Genomic DNA, 17,063 nt, shown 5'->3' with positions numbered 1-17,063 from the left:
GAGCGGAAGACGGGATCGTCGACTGATGGAGCGGTCCTGTCGTTCCCGATGAACCGTCACCGCGAGCGGTCATCGGATCGGTGCGCGAGGCGATGGACGAACTCCGTCCGGCGACCGCGTGACGCACTGACGTTGCACCACTGTGCACCCCGTCGCTCCGTAGCACTGGTCATTACTCCTGAACGGCGCATCCACGGGAACGGGTGGTGCGGAAGAAGAGCAAAGAGCCTGTCACCCTTCCGGAGGATCGTGATGCGCCCAACCGGGGCAATCGAACGCGTGTCGGCCAGCGGGCGGACCGTCGTCCCGGGCACCCCGTGCGAGGCAGTAGACGCCGACGTCGTCGGCAGCGTGGGCCAGGAGCTGGCGGTGCTGCTCGACGAGCGGCTGACGTACTCCGCCCGCCTGGACGGCGTCTTCGCACGGGATGTGGCCCGACCTGTCGCACAGTTCACCCTCAAAGGCGGCCGCCGCACGCGTGCACTACTGCTGTGGTGGGCGATGCGGGCCTGCGGCGGCGGGAGCGCGGAAACCGCCTCGGCGCTGCGGATGGCCGCGGCGATCGAACTGATCCAGACATGTGCGCTGGTGCAGGACGACGTCATGGACGGCTCGCCGCAGCGGCGTGGTCGGGCGTCCTTTCACACACGGGTGGAGGAGGAGTACCGGCATGTGATCGCAGGTGCCGGCCGCACGGCGTCTTTCGCTGCTTCGGCAGCCATCCTGGCCGGTGACCTGGCTCTGTCCTGGGCCGACGACATCGTGGCGGCCACCGACTTCCCCCACGGGTCAGGGCGGGAGGTTCTCGAGATGTGGCGCTGCCTGCGCACCGAGATGGTGGCCGGCCAGTACCTGGATCTGCACGGTCAGGTGACGGGTTCGCGGTCCGTGATCCGTTCCCTGCAGGCCGCGCGGCTGAAGACCGCGCTGTACTCGGTTGAGCGTCCCTTGGCGTTCGGCGCGGTGATCGCGGGCGCCGACGCCGCGACGCTGCACGGGCTGCGATGCGCCGGTCGATACGCGGGCATCGCTTTCCAGCTCAGAGACGATCTCGACAGCGTCTTCGGAGACTCACTCCTGACCGGGAAGGAGTCCGGGGAGGACATCAAGGCCGGCAAGCTCACCTACTTGATCGCAGTCGCCCGCGCCCGTGCGGAGTCGCAGCGGGACAGCTACGTCATCTCCGTTCTGGACAGCGCGGTCGGCAACACCTCTCTCTCCCCATCGGACTTGCGGCAGGTTCGAGACGCCCTTGTCGCCTGCGGGGCCCGGCAGGCAGTGGAACAACGCGTAGTTCGGCTCGGCCGGCTCGCTTCCGGGCACTTGAGGGCTCTTGACCTCGACCAGGCCGCCACGGAACGGCTGGGGGAGCTACTCGACGCCGTGATGGCTTTCGAGCCGATCGCGCGAGGAGTGCAGGAGGACCATGGCGCAGGGTCCGTACTCATCTCCTCCGTGGCCCACGGAGGTGGCCGATGAGGACCGTCGGTGGCCGCACGGATCATGTCGTTGTCGTCGGTGCCGGTCTGGCCGGCCTGTCGGCGGCTCTGCATCTGCTGGGTGCGGGTCGGCGTGTGACGGTTGTCGAGCGCGACCGACTGCCTGGAGGGCGGGCGGGCCGTATCACGCAGGGGGGATACCACTTCGACACGGGTCCGACCGTGCTGACCATGCCGGACCTCGTACAGGATGCCTTCGCCGCCGTGGGCGGCACGCTCAGTGAGCGGCTTAAGCTGATGGCACTGCACCCGGCCTACCACGCCCGATTCTCCGATGGCAGCGCCCTTGAGGTGCACACTGACTCCGACGCCATGGAAGCGGAGGTGGAGAGGTTCGCCGGCAGCCGGGAGGCGCTGGGCTACCGTCGGCTGCGCCGCTGGCTGGAAGACTTGTACAAGGCCCAGATGAGACGTTTCATCGACACGAATTTCGACTCGCCTTTCGCTCTGCTGAACTCGGACCTCGCAAGGCTCGCAGCCCTCGGTGGCTTCGGCCGTCTGGACGCGAAGGTCGGGCGCTTCATCACCGACGACCGCCTGCAGCGAGTGTTCTCCTTCCAGTCCCTGTATGCCGGGGTGGCACCCTCACGTGCGATGGCGGCCTACGCAGTGATCGCATACATGGACACGGTGGCCGGGGTGTACTTCCCCGTCGGTGGGATGCACGCGCTTCCGCGTGCCATGGCGGAGGCCGCCGCAGACGCGGGTGCCGACTTCCGCTACGGACACCACGTCACCCGCCTGGAACGCGCCGGCGACCGGATCATCGCCGTTGTCACCGACCAGGCGCGCATTCCCTGCGACGCGGTCGTTCTCACCCCGGACTTGCACGCAACATACGGGCTGCTGGGCCGTAGCCCCAGGCGCCCCCTGACCCTGCGCCACGCGCCGTCAGCGGTCGTCCTGCATACAGGTGGTGGCCGCAGCTGGCCGGAGTTGGGCCATCACACTCTTTCGTTCGGGAACTCCTGGAGACGCACGTTCCAGGAGTTGACCCGGACCGGCGGCCTGATGAGCGACCCGTCCCTACTGATCACCCGGCCTACGGCCAGCGACACCAGTCTGGCTCCGGCCGGCAAGCATGTGCACTACGTGTTGGCGCCCTGCCCCAACACCGAGATCGGCCCCGGTCCCAGTCAGTGGGAAGAACTCGCACCGCGCTATCGCCAGAGCATCCTGACGGAGCTCGAGCGCCGAGGGCTTACCGGATTCGCGTCGGCGATCGAGGAAGAGTGCCTTGTGACGCCGGCGGACTGGTCGAGGCAGGGACACGGCGCGGGCACACCGTTCTCCGTCGCGCACACCTTCGCGCAGACCGGTCCGTTCCGGCCTCGCAACCTCGTCAACGGCACTGCCAACGCCGTCCTGGCCGGCTGCGGAACCACTCCGGGCGTCGGCGTCCCCACGGTCCTGATCTCCGGCAAGCTCGCGGCCGCCCGCATCACCGGCGCCCACATGCGGTCCCGGACAGGTGGCCGCCAGGTCGAGGAGAGCAGCACCGCATGACACGCCGCGAACTCGACGCTGCAGCGATCACCGATCCCGGCCTGCGTGCTGCCTACGACCAGTGTCGTCGCCTCAACGCACGGCACGGCAAAACGTATTTCCTGGCGACGCGGCTCCTACCGGTTCAGCGTCGTCCCGCTGTACACGCCCTGTACGGATTCGCCCGCTGGGCCGACGACATCGTCGACGACCTCACCAGCGACGCGGGACCTGCCGAACGTGCGCACCGGCTCCAACTGCTGACAGCCCGGCTGCAGGACGGCCTGCGCACCGGCCGCAGCAGCGAACCAGTGGTGATGGCCCTGGCTGACACTGCCGGCCGCTACGCCATAGACCACCGTCACTTCACGGACTTCCTCGAGTCCATGCGCAGTGACTTGAGCGTGACGGACTACGCCACCCTCGATGATCTGCAGCGCTACATGCACGGCTCCGCGGCGGTCATCGGATTGCAGATGCTGCCGGTCCTGGGGACCGTGGTCCCTCGCGAAGAGGCGGCACCATACGCGGCTTCCCTGGGCGTGGCGTTCCAGCTGACCAACTTCCTCAGGGACGTGGGCGAGGACCTCGACCGCGGGCGGGTCTACCTGCCCGCGGACCTCCTGGCCGCTCACGGCGCGGGCAGGGAACTGCTCCAATGGAGCCGCACCACCGGCAGGAGCGACCCTCGGATCACTGCGGCACTGCGAGCAGCGGCGGACCTCACCCATGACATGTACCGCCAGGCCGAGCCCGGCGTGGACATGCTGGATCCGGTCACGCGGCCCTGCATCCGCACGGCCTTCACCCTCTACCGAGACATCCTCGCGGCGATTGCCGACGACACGTACACATCGGTCCACCGGCGTGCGGTCGTCCCTGGACGTCGTCGGGCCCGTGTGGCACTGGATGGTCTGGTCCGGGTTACCGCGGCTCGGCTCACCGCCCAGCGGCGCGGCAAGCAGTCATACCGTCCCGATGTTCACGGCCCCAGATGGGAAAGCGAAGCCGGATGACCTCCACCCCTCCCGCGCGCCGGCCACGGTCGCCGCTGCGCCTGCGGAAGAACGCCACCACCTGGGAGCGTCAGCGACCCACGTGGCGCGACGCCAAGCCGGCGCTGATCGACGCCGCCCTGAAACGGGCACTGGCCCGCCAGTCAGGCAACTGGTTCGTACTCGGCGACAGTCGTTCGATCAGGCATGACGCCAGCTTTGGCCAGACCATCGCAGGAATCGAGGTGGTCGCCTGGCGCAACGAACGAGGTGACCTGGCCGTGGGCCCGGGAGCCTGCCCCCACCTGGGTGCTCCCCTCCGGGACAGCCCTGTGAGCTGCGGCACCCTCATCTGTCACTGGCACGGGCTGTCACTGGACGGACGGGCTTTCGGCGGCTGGGAGCCCTATCCCACCTTCGACGACGGCCTGCTCGCCTGGGTGCGACTCGACGACATCGGCGGAGAGCAGCCCCTGGATCGGCCGGTTCTGCCGGCCCGTCCTCCCTTGGCCGGCGCCATCGCCAGCGTCTATACCGGCCAAGGGGTCTGTGAACCGGATGACATCGTGGCCAACCGACTCGATCCGTGGCACGGCGCATGGTTCCACCCCTATTCCTTTGTGGACCTGACGGTTCGAGACCAGCCCGCCACTGCAGGCCCACCCGGCTCCGCCGTCGACGACGCGCTGATCGTCGATGTGTCCTTCAAGCTCGCCGGACGGCTGGTCGCTCCGGTCACGGCGGTGTTCACCGCGCCGGAACCGCGCACCGTCGTCATGCACATCACGGAAGGTGAAGGTGCCGGTTCTGTGGTCGAAACCCACGCCACCCCCATCGGACCGGATCTGCACGGACGGCCGCGGACCGCAGTCATCGAGGCTGTCGTCGCCACCTCCGGCCGCCGCGGCTTTGCTGCGGCACGCGTCGTCACCCCGGTGTTGCGGCCGCTGGTACGAGCGGCCGCCGGTCGCTTGTGGCGGGACGATCTGGCTTACGCCGAACGCCGCTGGCAGCTGCGGACGCGAGGACTCTCACCCAGCTGACCGTCATCCCGTCACCAACTCGAGGAGCAGGAGCATCACGCTTTTGCGTCTGCCGAGCGGGCCTTGGAGCTCCTCCTCCGACTGGATGGTTGCGGTGAATCGTGGGTGCCACCGGCACCCACGGCGATCAGCACGGCGGCTCGGGCTGCCCGGAGGAGGTGAGGCGCTACGGATTCTCGACCTGGTGTGCGGAACAGGGACATCGACTGCTGCTTAGCTGTCCGTCGCACCCCACGCGAACATCACAGCGCTGGACGCTTCAGCCGGGATGCTCGCCGTCGCTCGGGCAAAGCAGTGGCCGTCGGGCGTTCCGTTCGTCCAGGCGCCGGCAGAAGAATCGGCGCGGCTAAGCATCTGAACACCCGTGAGGTAGCTCCGACCCTTGAGGCTGTCGAAGCTACCTCACGACATCGCCAGTGCTGTCACCGCCGTCTCATCCGGCGGAAAGCGCGGTTCTAGTTCTGCACGGAGCCCTGCCTCGTGCCGTTGTTGGTACTGCTCTTCCCTTCCGGGGCGGAGAGGCTGACTCCGTGAGAGCCCCAGTTGCCGAATCCCTTCAAGGAGTGGGGCAGGAGTCGAACTCCGTCGCTTGGCCATTCATCCGGTTCTCGCCACTCGGTCACCTGATGCCTCTCTCCGTCCTGGTGCCCGGGCCCGTGGTCTGAGGGGCAGGGTTGGCCGTGTTCCTGGCGGGTGTGCCAAGCCCCGCAGCGGGGCTGGGGCTCTTGCTCAGGCGGAGGTTCCTTGCTGCGGGCCCACACCCCGAGGGACACGGCCCCGACCAGGATTCCGACGAGGAAGATGCCCACGACCAGCGGTGCGATGCCGACGATGTAACCGTGAGGCACAGCCAGCTGGACCAGTTCGGTTGCTGCCATGACAGACACGCTCCTCCGGTTCTGACACTCACGAGGACGGGCGGCGGATAATCAAATCTTCATAAAAGACTCAGGTCCTCCGATTGTGGACACCCGTGATTCCAGCTGGGTGCGGTCAGCGGATGCAGCGCATCGGATTCCTCGCTCCACGAGCGCGCCCACCGCTTACGGCCTTCGTTCGGAGCATCGGTCTGACCACAGGCAGATGCTCGAGATGGGGGCAGACCGGCCGCACTGGTCCATGGTGAGAACAAGCGCGAGGAGCCGACAGTGACCGTCGACCGCGCAATGGATCTCCGCCGTCAATCCGACGCGGCACGGGCCGATGGCGTCGTCCGCGACTCGCCAACCGGGACGCCTTCGTCCTGGGCGCGTACTGGTCGCGGCATGGGTCGAAATGATTCGAGGGCGGTCAGAGGGTGCCCGCCGTTCGACGGGCCCCCTCTGCACCTCCGGTTACGCTGCCACTTTGCAGCCGTCGGAACACGTTCGCGCTCGGCGCCCTGCCGGCCGGATCCGGCCTCTTCTGGTGCGCTGCCGTGCCCGGACGCATCTGATACCCGTCGGGGCGGGACGGGCCTCAAGGGGCAGCCGCCGTGCGGGACACAGAAGGAAGGCAAGAGGGGCGCGCCCGGAGGAGGTGTGTGCGGATGGATGGACGCACACAGCCGTTGTCCTCCTCCGGGCTGCCCGGCTTTCGGTGGCGCTCCTGACTGGCCAGGTCAGGCCGCTGGCCCCGATCGGATGGCGGCTACTTGGGCATCAGGACGGTGTCGACGATGTAGACGGTGGCGTTGGCGGTGGAGACGTTGCCGCACACGACGTGCGAGGTGCCGTTGATCGTGTAGTCCTCGCCGGCGCCGGAGGTGGTCACCTTGCCCTTCTCGAGGGTCTCGAACGAGCCGCTCTCCAGCTGGGCGGGCGTGATCTTCTGACCGACGACGTGGTAGGTGAGGATCTTGGTGAGGGTGGCCTTGTCGTTGAGCACCTGTCGAGGTCGGCCTTGGGGATCTTCGCGAAGGCGTCGTTGGTGGGGGCGAAGACGGTGATGCCCTCAGCGTTGTTCAGGGTGTCCACCAGGCCTGCCTTCTTCACCGCCGCCACGAGCGTGGACAGACCGGGTTGTTGGACGCGGCGGTCGCCACCGGGTCCTTGGCCATGCCGTCGAAGCTGCCGGCGCCGTCCTTGGGCACAGCAGAGCACGCGGCGCCGAAGGGGTTGTCCACGGACATGGCGTCAGCGGGGTCCTGGCTCGGTGAGCTGTCGTCGGCGGGGTCGGACGGTGCCATGGTGGACGAGGCGTCGGAGGCGTTGTCCTTGCCGTCGTCGCCGCAAGCGGTCAGTGTGAACGGAAGGAGGGCAGCAGCGGTCGCTGCGATGGCAGTGCGGCGGAAGCGCAAAGTGGGCATTCGGGTTCTCCTTGGTTGTCTTCTTCACAGGGGTGCTGGCTCGTGGGACGACGCGTTCATGTGGGAGCTGCTGCTCGAGGCCTGCCGGTCAATCCACGGTGACCACCACCGAATGCCAGCCGCTGGACCCGTTGGGGATCGTGCGGGCGCGCTGGGACGTCTGGGAGGCGCCGGTGCCGTCGGTAGCTCTGACGGTCAAGGTGTGAGACCCGGGCAGGGCCGGCCAGGACCAGGACCACAGGCGCCAGGTGTCGGTCGTTGCCTCGGCGGCCAGGGCGGCCTCCTGCCAGGGACCGTCGTCGACCCTCACCTCGACGCGGTTGATGCCCCGGTGCTGTGCCCAGGCGACGCCGGCGACCGTGACCGTTCCGGCTCTGGGGCGGGCGAACGGCTTGGGCGTGTCGATGCGGGCCTGGGTCTTGACGGGGGCCTCGCGGGCCCAGTCTCGCTTCACCCAGTACGCGTCGTAGGCATCGAACGTGGTCAGTTCGATGTCCTGGATCCACTTGCACGCCGAGACGTAGCCGTACAGGCCGGGGACGACCATACGGACGGGGAAGCCGTGCACCAGCGGCAACGGCTCGCCGTTCATCCCGAGTGCGAGCATGGCGTCGCGGCCGTCCATGACGTCCTCGACCGGAGTGCCCAGGGTCATCCCGTCCACTGACCGGGACACCAACTGGTCCGCCGGGCCGCCCTGGGACGGGGGCCGCACACCCGCCTCGCGCAGCAGGTCTGCGAGCCGAACCCCGATCCAGCGGGCATTACCGACGTACGGTCCGCCCACTTCGTTGGAGACGCAGGTCAAGGTGATGTCCCGCTCGATCAGCTCACGCTCGAGCAGGTTCGGGAAGGTCAGCTCCAAGGGGTTCGTCACGCCGCGCCCTTGGATGCGCAGCCGCCACCGCAAGGCGTCGACCTTGGGCACCACCAGCGCCGTATCGACTCGGTAGAAGTCCTGGTTCGGCGTGGCGAACGGGCTGATTCCCGGGATGCGCAGAGCGGCGCGGCGGGGCACAGGCCTTGCGGGTGAGGCAGGCGCCGGCAAAATGACGGCCGCACGGGACGCCACCGCCTGTCTGCCGTCGGACGAGCCCAGTCGGCGCCCGAGCAGACCCGCAGCCGTCGAGGCCGCGGCCGCGCCGGAGGCAACCAGCAGAAAACGGCGACGGCCCACGTCCTGGCCGTGATACGCATCCGTGCCGGAGCCGGGCCGAGTGGTCGACCCGATGAGGAAGTGCAGCAGCAAACCCCCGGCAACCGCTCCAACCGCAGAGGGCAGCGCGTCCAGTGCACCAGCCGCGTCCGGCCGGCTCAGCGCCGCCGACGCTCCGACGACACCGAACACAAAGAAGCCCATCGCCCCCACGAGCCGGTGCCGCAGGCACGCCAGCCCCATTGAGACCGCCAGCACACCCAGCACAGTGAGGATGCCGAGCTCCGGTACGAACTTGTCGTCGGTGCCGAACTCCCGGATCGCCCAGGTCTTCACGGCCGCGGGAACGCGGTCGATGGCCGCACCGCCCAACACGAGCGGAACGTGCGGGTGAGCACAGCGTGGCGAGGACCGGGGTCGCAGGGCAGGTGGCTGCCTCGCCCGACCTCGGACACCGCAGTGGGGCATGGTAGACGCGTCAAGGCCGCGCCGGGGCCGGGGCCGCTTCTTCTTGGGGCGGTCGCCAGCTCCTTGCCTCCCGAGTCAATGTGCCGAGGGCCGTCACCAGCCCCATCGCCAAAAAAGAACAATGGGGAAACCGCACAGCCGCGGAGTGAAGGTGCGGTCGACGGCCCTACCATGCAGAGGCCACGGGTAGGGCCGTCACGTCGAGTGGAGAGCCGACGCGTTCGGCGCCGCATTCGACCTTGGCATGCCGGGGCACACGCTCCCAGGGGTCTGCCCGAGTCACCGCGCATCGGTCGTTCTCGTTGGCAGATACCGACGCCTGGACCGTCCGGCCCAGGCCGTACAGGTAGCCGGCAGCGGTAACGAGGCTGGCCGTGACGGCCAGAGGAACCACTGCGCCGACGGCAGCCGCCGCCATATCGGCCTGTCGGCAGGTCGTTCAGGTGATGGAGTGGCGTCGGCGGCATGGAGCACGGTGAGCAGCGCAGGAGCGTACGCGGTCGTGACGTCGAGACGGACAGGCCACGCCCCGGGAGCGGGCGCGTACACGATCCGGGTCCGGGCGAGCGACCACCGCCGGGAACGACGAGGCAGGGTCACCGACAGCACGGCTCCCTTGCCGCCGAGCGGGATCGGGGCGCGCCCATAAGGACGGAACACCAGGCGACCTGACCCGTCCCCAGGCAAGGCGCCCCCGTACGAAGCGCCACGGGTAAGGCGACGCGTCGCCCTCCATGCGGCACCAGACCTGAATCGCCTGCCCTGCGGTTGCCTTCCGCGACCAGTGCTGCCGCATGACCGACACGGCCGCCGTTCTCAGCAGTAGTGGTGCGATCCAGGCCAGGCAGGGCCATGCCATGCACGTCATGTTCATGCCCCGTAGTAAACGCACGGTGTCCGGTGGTGGGGAATGAGCGACCGCTGCAGCGGGAGGACCGGTTCCTTGCCGTAACCGGGCACGTCAGCCGAGGGCTCGTTGTCTTGACGGTTCCTTAACGCCTGTTTGTTGCGACTCTGACGTAGCATTGATGCTCGGTGTGCCGGGAAGCCTGGTCGGCGAAATCAGTCGTTGTCGTTCTCGCCGTCACGAAAGGCCTTCGATGGCCGCCCCACGGACAACCGTCCCCATTCTCTCCCGCAACGGAGACACTGCCGGTCCCCGGACGCGTCGGTTCCTGCTCTTCTTCGCGTTCGCCTTCGCGGTGATCGCGGACCCGGTCTCCTCCGTCGCCTACGCGATCGAGGCCGCGCTCCATGCCCTGCACGGGGACCTGGCGCTCTTGCTGCCGACCATGGCACTGGTGGTGGGTCTGGTCGTCGTGATCACGGCCAACTACTGGCAATTGGTGCGGCGCTTCCCGAAGGGCGGAGGCGCCGCCGCGGCAGCCGCCCGGGCCTTCGGCCCCCGCTGGACGTTCCTGCCGATCGGGGCGTTGGTTGTCGACTTCGTGCTGACCATCGGCATCTCCATCGCGGCCGCCGCCAGTGCGGTGATCGCGCTGGTTCCGGGGCTGGCTTCGGTGCGCATTCCGCTGGCCTTGCTTCTGCTGCTGATCGTCGCGGGACTGACCTGGTTCGGGCACGGCGGGCGCCTGGTCTTCGCAACCATGACCGTTCTGTTCCTCGTGGTTTCGGTGACCGTGGTGACCTTGGGGTTCACCGGCCCGCACAACGTGGGCACGGCGTCGGCGACGGCCGATCCCGGCCACTCCGCGGTTCTCGCCGTGGTGCTTGCCTTCCCGGTGGCCATGGCTCTGGCCACCGGCGTCGAAGCCCCTTCCACCGCGATCGCCCAGCTCGGCCAGCTCGGCGACACGTACCGCCGGCGCTTCGGCCGTGGCACCCTGGCGTTGCTGCTGGTAGTCGTCGGCGGTCTGACCCTTGCCCTCACCGCCCTGGCTGTCCGCCTTCACATCGGGCTGCCCGGCGCGGACTCGACCCAGATCGCGGACATCGCCCGTGCCGCCGCGGGACCCGGCTGGCTCTACGGAGCCTTCCAGCTGACCAGCTCCCTGCTCCTCCTGGCAGCTGCCAGCTCTTCCTTCCAGGCAGGGCCCGGACTCCTCAAGGCACTCGCGGGCACACCCGGGCGCCCCGGCGTTCTGCCGCCGGTACTTGGGCGGGTCAACCGGCACCACACTCCGTACTGGTCCGTCGTGGTCTACCTCGCCGCCGCCGCGTTGATCATCGTTGCCGCGGCCGGACAGGAACAGGAGCTGGTGCTGTTCTACGCGGTGTCCGTCTTCGTCAGCTTCCTGGTGGGCCTGCTGGCCATGGCCCGCTTCGCACACGGCGAGCGCAAGGGGGCACTGGCAGCGGTCAATGCCGTGGCGGCCACAGCCGTCGCGTTCACCCTCCTGGTCAACCTGCTGCGCGGATGGCCGGTGCTCTCCCTTGCCGCCACCCTCGCCATCGCCGGGGCCCTCTACATGCGCTGGGCCCATGCCGGCCGCCCGTCAGGAGTGGAGGACGTCGAGGCCCGGGCCGAATCGACCTGACACAGGCAGGCGAACAACCGAGTACCGGCCGAGAAAGGGAAACGGGGGATTCCTTGTCACGCATCAGGGAAGCTACGGGCGTGCACAGCCTTCCCAGCCAAGCCCAGCACCCACCGCCAACAGGCCACATGGTCATCTGCGGTGACGACGCGCTCGCGCACCGGCTCGCCTACGAACTGGCCGCCGTCTACGGCGAGCACGTCACCGTGGTCCTGCCGTCGTTGCGCCACAACCACGGACCGCAGATCGCCGAGCTCACACGGCGGCATGGCGTGCGCGTCCTGGAGGCGATGGAGCCGAGCGACACAGACCTGCGCGAGGCGGGCGTGGAGGGCGCGGTCGCGCTGGCGCTGGCGTACGGCGACGACCAGACGAACATCCACGCTGCCTTACGGGCCAGGCGCATGAATCCCGACATCCGTCTCGTCATCCGCATGTACAACCGCAAGCTGGGTCGACATCTGGAGGACCTGCTGGAACGGGCTGCCGCGAGCCGTTCTCCCCAGTTGCGGCCCTACGAGCTCGACGCGTCTACCACCGTCCTGTCCGACGCGGACACCGCCGCCCCGGCGCTGGTGGCGGCGGCCGTGGTCGGGAGCAGCAAGGTCGTCCAAGCAGACGGATTGCTCCTGCGCGCCGCCGAGCGGCCCTTGAACAGCGAGAACGACGGCCTTCGCCACCCACCGGCGCTGTGCACCCTGGCCCTGCTGTCCGACTCCCACGCCGATCCGGGTGGCGAGGCCGACGGCCCCGGTCCCGGCGGCGCGCGGCTGCTGCCCGACGACCGGACGGTCCAGACTGCGGCCGGCTCGCACGGCCGCGTGGTGCTGGAGGCCATCACCCGGAGCCAGGGGCAGCCCACGGCCCGGCGGCGCCGCCAGGGCGCACCGCCGCTGCAGGAACTGTTCTCCCCGCGGCTGAGGTACGCCGCCGCCGGTCTCATCGTCCTGCAAGTGGTCTTCGCCGCCCTGACCTGGCGTGTCATAAGCGGCTCTCCGCTTCACGCGGCGTACCTGTCGCTGCTGGACGTGCTCAATATCAACGACCCGGCGGTGGACGAGCGCCCCGGACGCCAGATCCTCCAGCTGCTGTCCGGACTCGCCGGCATGGCGCTGTTGCCGGTGCTCTTCGCAATCGTGCTGGAGACGCTGGGAAGCTTCCGCACCGCCTCCGCTCTGCGGGTGCCTCCCCGGGGCCTGTCCGGACACGTCGTCCTGATCGGCCTGGGCAAGGTCGGCAGCCGGGTCCTCGACCGGCTGTGTGCGCTCGACATCGACGTGGTCTGCGTGGAACGGGACCCCGAGGCGCGCGGTGTGGCCACGGCCCGCGCGCGCCGCGTGCCGGTCGTCATCGGGGACGCCACCCAGGAAGGTGTCCTCGAGACGGCCCGCATCGGCGCCAGCCGTGCCCTGATGGCGCTCACCAGCGACGACACCACCAATCTCGAAGCCGCGCTGTACGCCCGGGAGGCTGCCCCCGCGCTGCGCGTGGTGATGCGGCTGTTCGACGACGACTTCGCCACCACCGTCTACCGGGCGCTGCGGGACTCCTATCCCGAAGCCACGACCCGCAGCCGCAGCGTCTCCACCCTGGCGGCACCAGCGTTCGCCGGCGCCATGATGGGCCGCCAGATCCTCGGCGCCATACCGGTAGAGCGTCAAGTGCTCCTCTTCGCCGCTGTCGAAGTCCGCGGGCACGCCGAGCTGGAGGGGCGCACCATCCGCGACGCCTTCCAACCCGGTGAATGGCGGGTGCTCGCTCTCGACCTCGCCGCGCCGTCCGACCGGCGCCCGGACCTGGCCGCCGCCATCGACCACGATCTCGGCACCCGTGAACCGGAACTGGCCTGGGACCTGCATCCCGGCTACGTCCTCCAGCCCGATGACCGCGTCGTCCTCGCGGCCACCCGCCACGGACTCGCCCGACTGCTGCAGCACCGCGGACACCAAACCCCGGCTCCGGACCTCTGACCGCCACACCCACGGGGGCGGCTTCTTTCACCCGGTCGCCCCCGCGCCCGGTCGGCCGTTAGCCTCGCGCTTTCACGAAGTGGACTGGCCAAGGCTTGATCAGAAAAGCGGAAAGTGCTCCTGACCTGCAACGATAGGACTTGCTGAGGGTCCTGTTGGTTGCGATGAAAGAAGCACTTCCCAGGTGAAGAAGCGTAGCGGGTCGTACCCGCCTGTCCGAGTCGAGGGCAACGGCCGTGCGGTGGTCTCGCAGGCCGGGGCGGTTCTGCTGGTGGAGACGGTCCGCAAGAGCGGCCTGGATCACGCGATATCCGTGGCCCTGGCGCCGTGGTGCAAGCCGCGGGCGGTGCACGACCCGGGCAAGATCCTGCTGGACCTCGCGCTCGCGGTCGCACTGGGCGGGGACTGCCTGGCCGATGTCGCGATGCTGCGGGCCGAGCCGGCCCTCTTCGGGCCGGTGGCCTCCGACCCGACCGTCTCCCGACTGGTCGACACGCTCGCCGCAGCGGGCTCTCGGGCACTGGCCGCCATCCGTTCCGCACGAGCTGAAGTCCGCGACCGAATATGGCAGTTGGCCGGTCCTGAGGCTCCGCACGCCGACGGGCAGGTGATCGTGGACATCGACGGCGTGCTGGTGCTGTCCCACTCCGACAAGGAGGACGCCACGCGGACCTGGAAGAAGACTTACGGCCACCACCCGCTCATGGCCTTCGTCGACCACGGACGCGGCGGCACCGGAGAGCCGGTCGCGGGGCTGCTGCGGCCGGGCAGGGCGGGCAGCAACACCGCCGCCGACCACATCGAGACCACCCGCCTGGCGCTGGCCCAGCTGCCGAAGAAGTTCCGGCGCGGCCGACGCACCCTGATCCGCACCGACTCCGCCGGCGGCACCCACAAGTTCCTCGACTGGCTCACGGCGCGCGGGCGGTGGCTGTCGTACTCGGTCGGCATGACCATCACCGAGCAGATCCATCAGGCAGTGCTGCAGGTTCCTGCCTCGGCGTGGACGCCGGCCGTCGAACCCGGCGGTGAGATCCGTGACGGTGCCTGGGTCGCCGAACTCGCCGGAGACGTCCTGGACGGCTGGCCCCAGGGCATGCGGCTGATCGTCCGCAAGGAACGCCCCCACCCCGGAGCCCAGTTGCGCTTCACCGATGCCGATGGGATGCGGCTCACGGCGTTCGCCACCAACACCAAGAATGTCCCGATCGCAGCGCTGGAACTGCGGCACCGCCGGCGGGCCCGCGCCGAGGACCGCATCCGCGCCGCCCGCGCCACCGGTCTGCGCAACTTTCCCCTGCACGACAGTGCACAGAACCAGGTCTGGCTGGAGATCATGCAGATCGCCCTCGACCTGCTGGCCTGGATGCCGATGCTCGCCCTCACCGGCCCCGCCCGGCTGTGGGAGCCCCGCCGCCTGAGGCTGCGGCTGTTCTCCGCCGCCGCCCAGCTCGCCACCACCGGACGGCGCCGCATCCTCCGCCTCGCGAAGCACTGGCCCTGGACCGGCGAGATCACCGACGCCCTGCAACGGCTCGCGTCCCTGCCAAACCCCGGCTGACCAGCAACTTCCCACCCCTACGAACAGCAGCACCACCCAACCGGAGCCGTGGAACCCGGCGCCCACCCGACGCGACAGCCGGGCCCCCGACCTGCCCGTGACCAGCCCGGACGACCGAAACGGCCCGCCAGAGAATCCGACGGACCATCACGAAAGATCGAGGCTAGGGTGTAAAGAACGCGTCAAGACGATGCGGGGTGTGCCGGGAAGTCTGGTCGGCGTCCAAGCGGGCTGTTGCCCGCGTGTCGAACAGCCGGAGGCCGGTCCCTATGCCCAAAAACCCCCGCTCGCGCTCCTTGCTCTTCGGAGTGTTGCCACGGCCTGAGCGCGCCGCGCTCGCCCAGGCCCTGCGGACGGAGACGGTCGGGGGTCTGTTGCTGCTCGGTGCTGCCGCGGTGGCGCTGATCTGGGCGAACACACCGAACATGCGCTGCGACCCGTATCAGCGGGCGTGGCCGTCCCTCTGTTCGCTCTGTTCGCGGCAGGTGTGAGCATCTCGGGCTCCGCTTTGGGGCAGGTCTTCTCCCGCCCCGAGCCCCTGGGTGTCCTGCTGGGACTGGCCGTCGGCAAGACCCTCGGCGTCTTCGCGGCCACATATCTCGCAGTCCGCTTCACCCGCGCCCGGCTCAACCCGGGCCTCGCCTGGGCGGATGTATTCGCGCTGTCCGTCCTGGCGGGCATCGGCTTCACCGTCGCGCTGCTCATCGGGGAACTCGCCTTCACAAATCCCGACGCCGTCGAGCACGTCAAGGCCGCCGTCCTCGTCGGCTCCGTCACCGCGGCGACCGTCGCCGCGGTGCTGCTCGCGCGGCGCAACCGTGTCTACCGCCGGCTGTGCGAGGAAGAGGATCTCGATTCCGCTGATCACCATGATGAGGGCTTCGCGCACACGTCTCCCGGCGCCTGCGACTGAGGGTCATCATGGAAGCCACCCCGATCGCACCCGCAATGGTCATCGCCGCCCTGATCGTTCGGACCGGCTTGGACGAGCTGACGAGCTGCGCCATCCCGGCATCGCCCGGCATTACTGGGCGTTCATCCGCGACCGGCGGGCGCAGGGTGCCGGAATAGGGACTGGGGCCATCGCCACGTTGCTCGCATGGCCCGACACAGGCTGGGCCGCACCGGCCTGAGCTGTTCTCATCACCCCTTGGCACCCGGACACCAACCGCCACCTGACACCCGCCACTTGAGTGACGCGCCTCACAGATGAACATCACCCATACGAAAGAGCCCCCTCTCGCTGACCGCAAACGGCCAGCGAGAGGGGCTCCAGCGCGTGAGGATGCCGAGAACCGCCCCAGCCGACAGGCCGACCCCTTGATCAACGAGAAACGGGCCCCGGACTGCGACTTTCGTCACCGCCCGGAACCCGTTTCGTCGGTGCTCCTACGCCAATCAATGTAGCTCGTTGTCGTGGAGGGCAAGGCCGTGGTCGAGGGGTGCAAGGGCAGGTTCGCCGGTGACGGTGCAGCTGGCGACGTAAAGCGAGGAGACGTACAGGTCCCCGTCGGTGGCGATGGTCGGCACGGTGGGACTCCAGTGCTGAGGGTGAGGGGCAGCGCTGCCGTCGGGAGCCGGCATGCATGGCGAGCGGGGTCGGCACGGCCGGAGGCGGAGGTGCGCGTATCGCCTGCTGGCAGTGATCACGATGATTTGCCTGCTAGCACCACTGCGTGTCGACGATCTGGGCCGCAATCCCGGTCGACCTATCCATGGTGATCTCGCCCAGCACCCGGGCGCGGCAGGCGGACGGCTTGGGGGAGAGGGCGGTCTCAGGCATGCCTGATCCACTGCCGGTTTGGGTGATCCGCCTCCGGTGCTTGAACGGGTGGGTGGCCCATGACGCGGTAGGAACGGTTCATGGCGCATGAATGCACGCGCATGTTCTCGGGGAGTGATCTCGCGGGCTGCGGGAAACTATTGATCATTAACTCGCGTTGCGCCTGGTCAAAGGATCTCGTGAACGTCCCACAACAGGCTGAAACCGCACGCACAGTGAGGGCCGACTGGCCATGGGTCAGGCATCGGCTCGCGGCCGCTTGCGCAGTGAGACACCACGGCCCCATGAGGGGCCCTAATCGAGAGGCAAGCCGAGGAT

11 protein-coding genes and 3 pseudogenes are annotated in these 17,063 nt (G+C 68.9%); 9 read left to right on the top strand and 5 right to left on the bottom strand.

Annotated features, from left to right (window positions below; all coding sequences use genetic code 11):
- Positions 1-369: 369 nt before the first annotated feature.
- From ACRWNP_RS30000 to ACRWNP_RS29980, 5 genes and pseudogenes are all read left to right on the top strand, one after another.
- Positions 370-1,479, top strand: coding sequence for a polyprenyl synthetase family protein (locus tag ACRWNP_RS30000; protein WP_431966858.1), 1,110 nt, complete (start codon positions 370-372; stop codon positions 1,477-1,479).
- On the top strand, positions 1,476-3,005 hold the full coding sequence (gene crtI, locus ACRWNP_RS29995) for a phytoene desaturase family protein (RefSeq protein ID WP_431966856.1): 1,530 nt from the start codon (positions 1,476-1,478) through the stop codon (positions 3,003-3,005). The genes ACRWNP_RS30000 and crtI overlap by 4 nt, the downstream gene beginning before the upstream one ends.
- The gene (locus tag ACRWNP_RS29990; protein WP_431966854.1) at positions 3,002-4,000 is read left to right on the top strand and encodes a phytoene/squalene synthase family protein; all 999 of its coding nucleotides are present in this window, start codon (positions 3,002-3,004) and stop codon (positions 3,998-4,000) included. The genes crtI and ACRWNP_RS29990 overlap by 4 nt, the downstream gene beginning before the upstream one ends.
- A complete protein-coding gene (locus tag ACRWNP_RS29985; RefSeq protein ID WP_431966852.1) occupies positions 3,997-5,022 on the top strand; it encodes a DUF5914 domain-containing protein in 1,026 nt (341 codons plus the stop codon). The genes ACRWNP_RS29990 and ACRWNP_RS29985 overlap by 4 nt, the downstream gene beginning before the upstream one ends.
- A 43-nt stretch (positions 5,023-5,065) precedes the next feature.
- Positions 5,066-5,365 (top strand): annotated as a pseudogene (locus tag ACRWNP_RS29980) (methyltransferase domain-containing protein); the annotation flags it as partial.
- 112 nt (positions 5,366-5,477) lie between these two features.
- On the opposite strand, the gene ACRWNP_RS29975 reads toward ACRWNP_RS29980, so the two are convergent.
- The 4 genes and pseudogenes from ACRWNP_RS29975 to ACRWNP_RS29960 form a co-directional block, all read right to left on the bottom strand.
- A complete protein-coding gene (locus ACRWNP_RS29975) occupies positions 5,478-5,900 on the bottom strand; it encodes a DUF6479 family protein (protein WP_431966850.1) in 423 nt (140 codons plus the stop codon).
- A 751-nt stretch (positions 5,901-6,651) separates the two neighbouring features.
- A pseudogene (locus tag ACRWNP_RS29970) lies at positions 6,652-6,977 on the bottom strand (fasciclin domain-containing protein).
- Between the two features lie 14 nt (positions 6,978-6,991).
- Positions 6,992-7,309 carry a hypothetical protein gene (locus tag ACRWNP_RS29965; RefSeq protein ID WP_431966848.1) on the bottom strand — a complete coding sequence of 106 codons (318 nt, stop codon included), beginning with the start codon at positions 7,307-7,309 and terminating at the stop codon, positions 6,992-6,994.
- 88 nt (positions 7,310-7,397) lie between these two features.
- Positions 7,398-8,933, bottom strand: coding sequence for a molybdopterin-dependent oxidoreductase (locus ACRWNP_RS29960; protein WP_431966846.1), 1,536 nt, complete (start codon positions 8,931-8,933; stop codon positions 7,398-7,400).
- Between the two features lie 1,100 nt (positions 8,934-10,033).
- Here ACRWNP_RS29960 and ACRWNP_RS29955 point away from each other — a divergent pair.
- From ACRWNP_RS29955 to ACRWNP_RS29940, 4 genes and pseudogenes are all read left to right on the top strand, one after another.
- The gene (locus ACRWNP_RS29955; protein WP_431966844.1) at positions 10,034-11,431 is read left to right on the top strand and encodes an amino acid permease; all 1,398 of its coding nucleotides are present in this window, start codon (positions 10,034-10,036) and stop codon (positions 11,429-11,431) included.
- 128 nt (positions 11,432-11,559) lie between these two features.
- Positions 11,560-13,401 carry an NAD-binding protein gene (locus tag ACRWNP_RS29950; RefSeq protein ID WP_431966910.1) on the top strand — a complete coding sequence of 614 codons (1,842 nt, stop codon included), beginning with the start codon at positions 11,560-11,562 and terminating at the stop codon, positions 13,399-13,401.
- Positions 13,402-13,585: 184 nt separating this feature from the next.
- Entirely contained in the window at positions 13,586-14,962 is a 1,377-nt protein-coding gene (locus ACRWNP_RS29945) for an IS1380 family transposase (RefSeq protein WP_431966842.1), read from the top strand.
- A 409-nt stretch (positions 14,963-15,371) separates the two neighbouring features.
- A pseudogene (locus ACRWNP_RS29940) lies at positions 15,372-15,875 on the top strand (Na+/H+ antiporter NhaA); the annotation flags it as partial.
- 485 nt (positions 15,876-16,360) lie between these two features.
- Here ACRWNP_RS29940 and ACRWNP_RS29935 read toward each other — a convergent pair.
- Entirely contained in the window at positions 16,361-16,492 is a 132-nt protein-coding gene (locus tag ACRWNP_RS29935) for a hypothetical protein (protein ID WP_431966840.1), read from the bottom strand.
- Positions 16,493-17,063 lie beyond the last annotated feature (571 nt).

It is taken from the genome of Actinacidiphila sp. bgisy160, assembly GCF_965342435.1.
GTDB lineage: Bacteria > Actinomycetota > Actinomycetes > Streptomycetales > Streptomycetaceae > Actinacidiphila.
The sequence above is the reverse complement of the archived record's forward strand: the minus strand, read 5'-3'. Positions and strand labels throughout refer to the sequence as shown.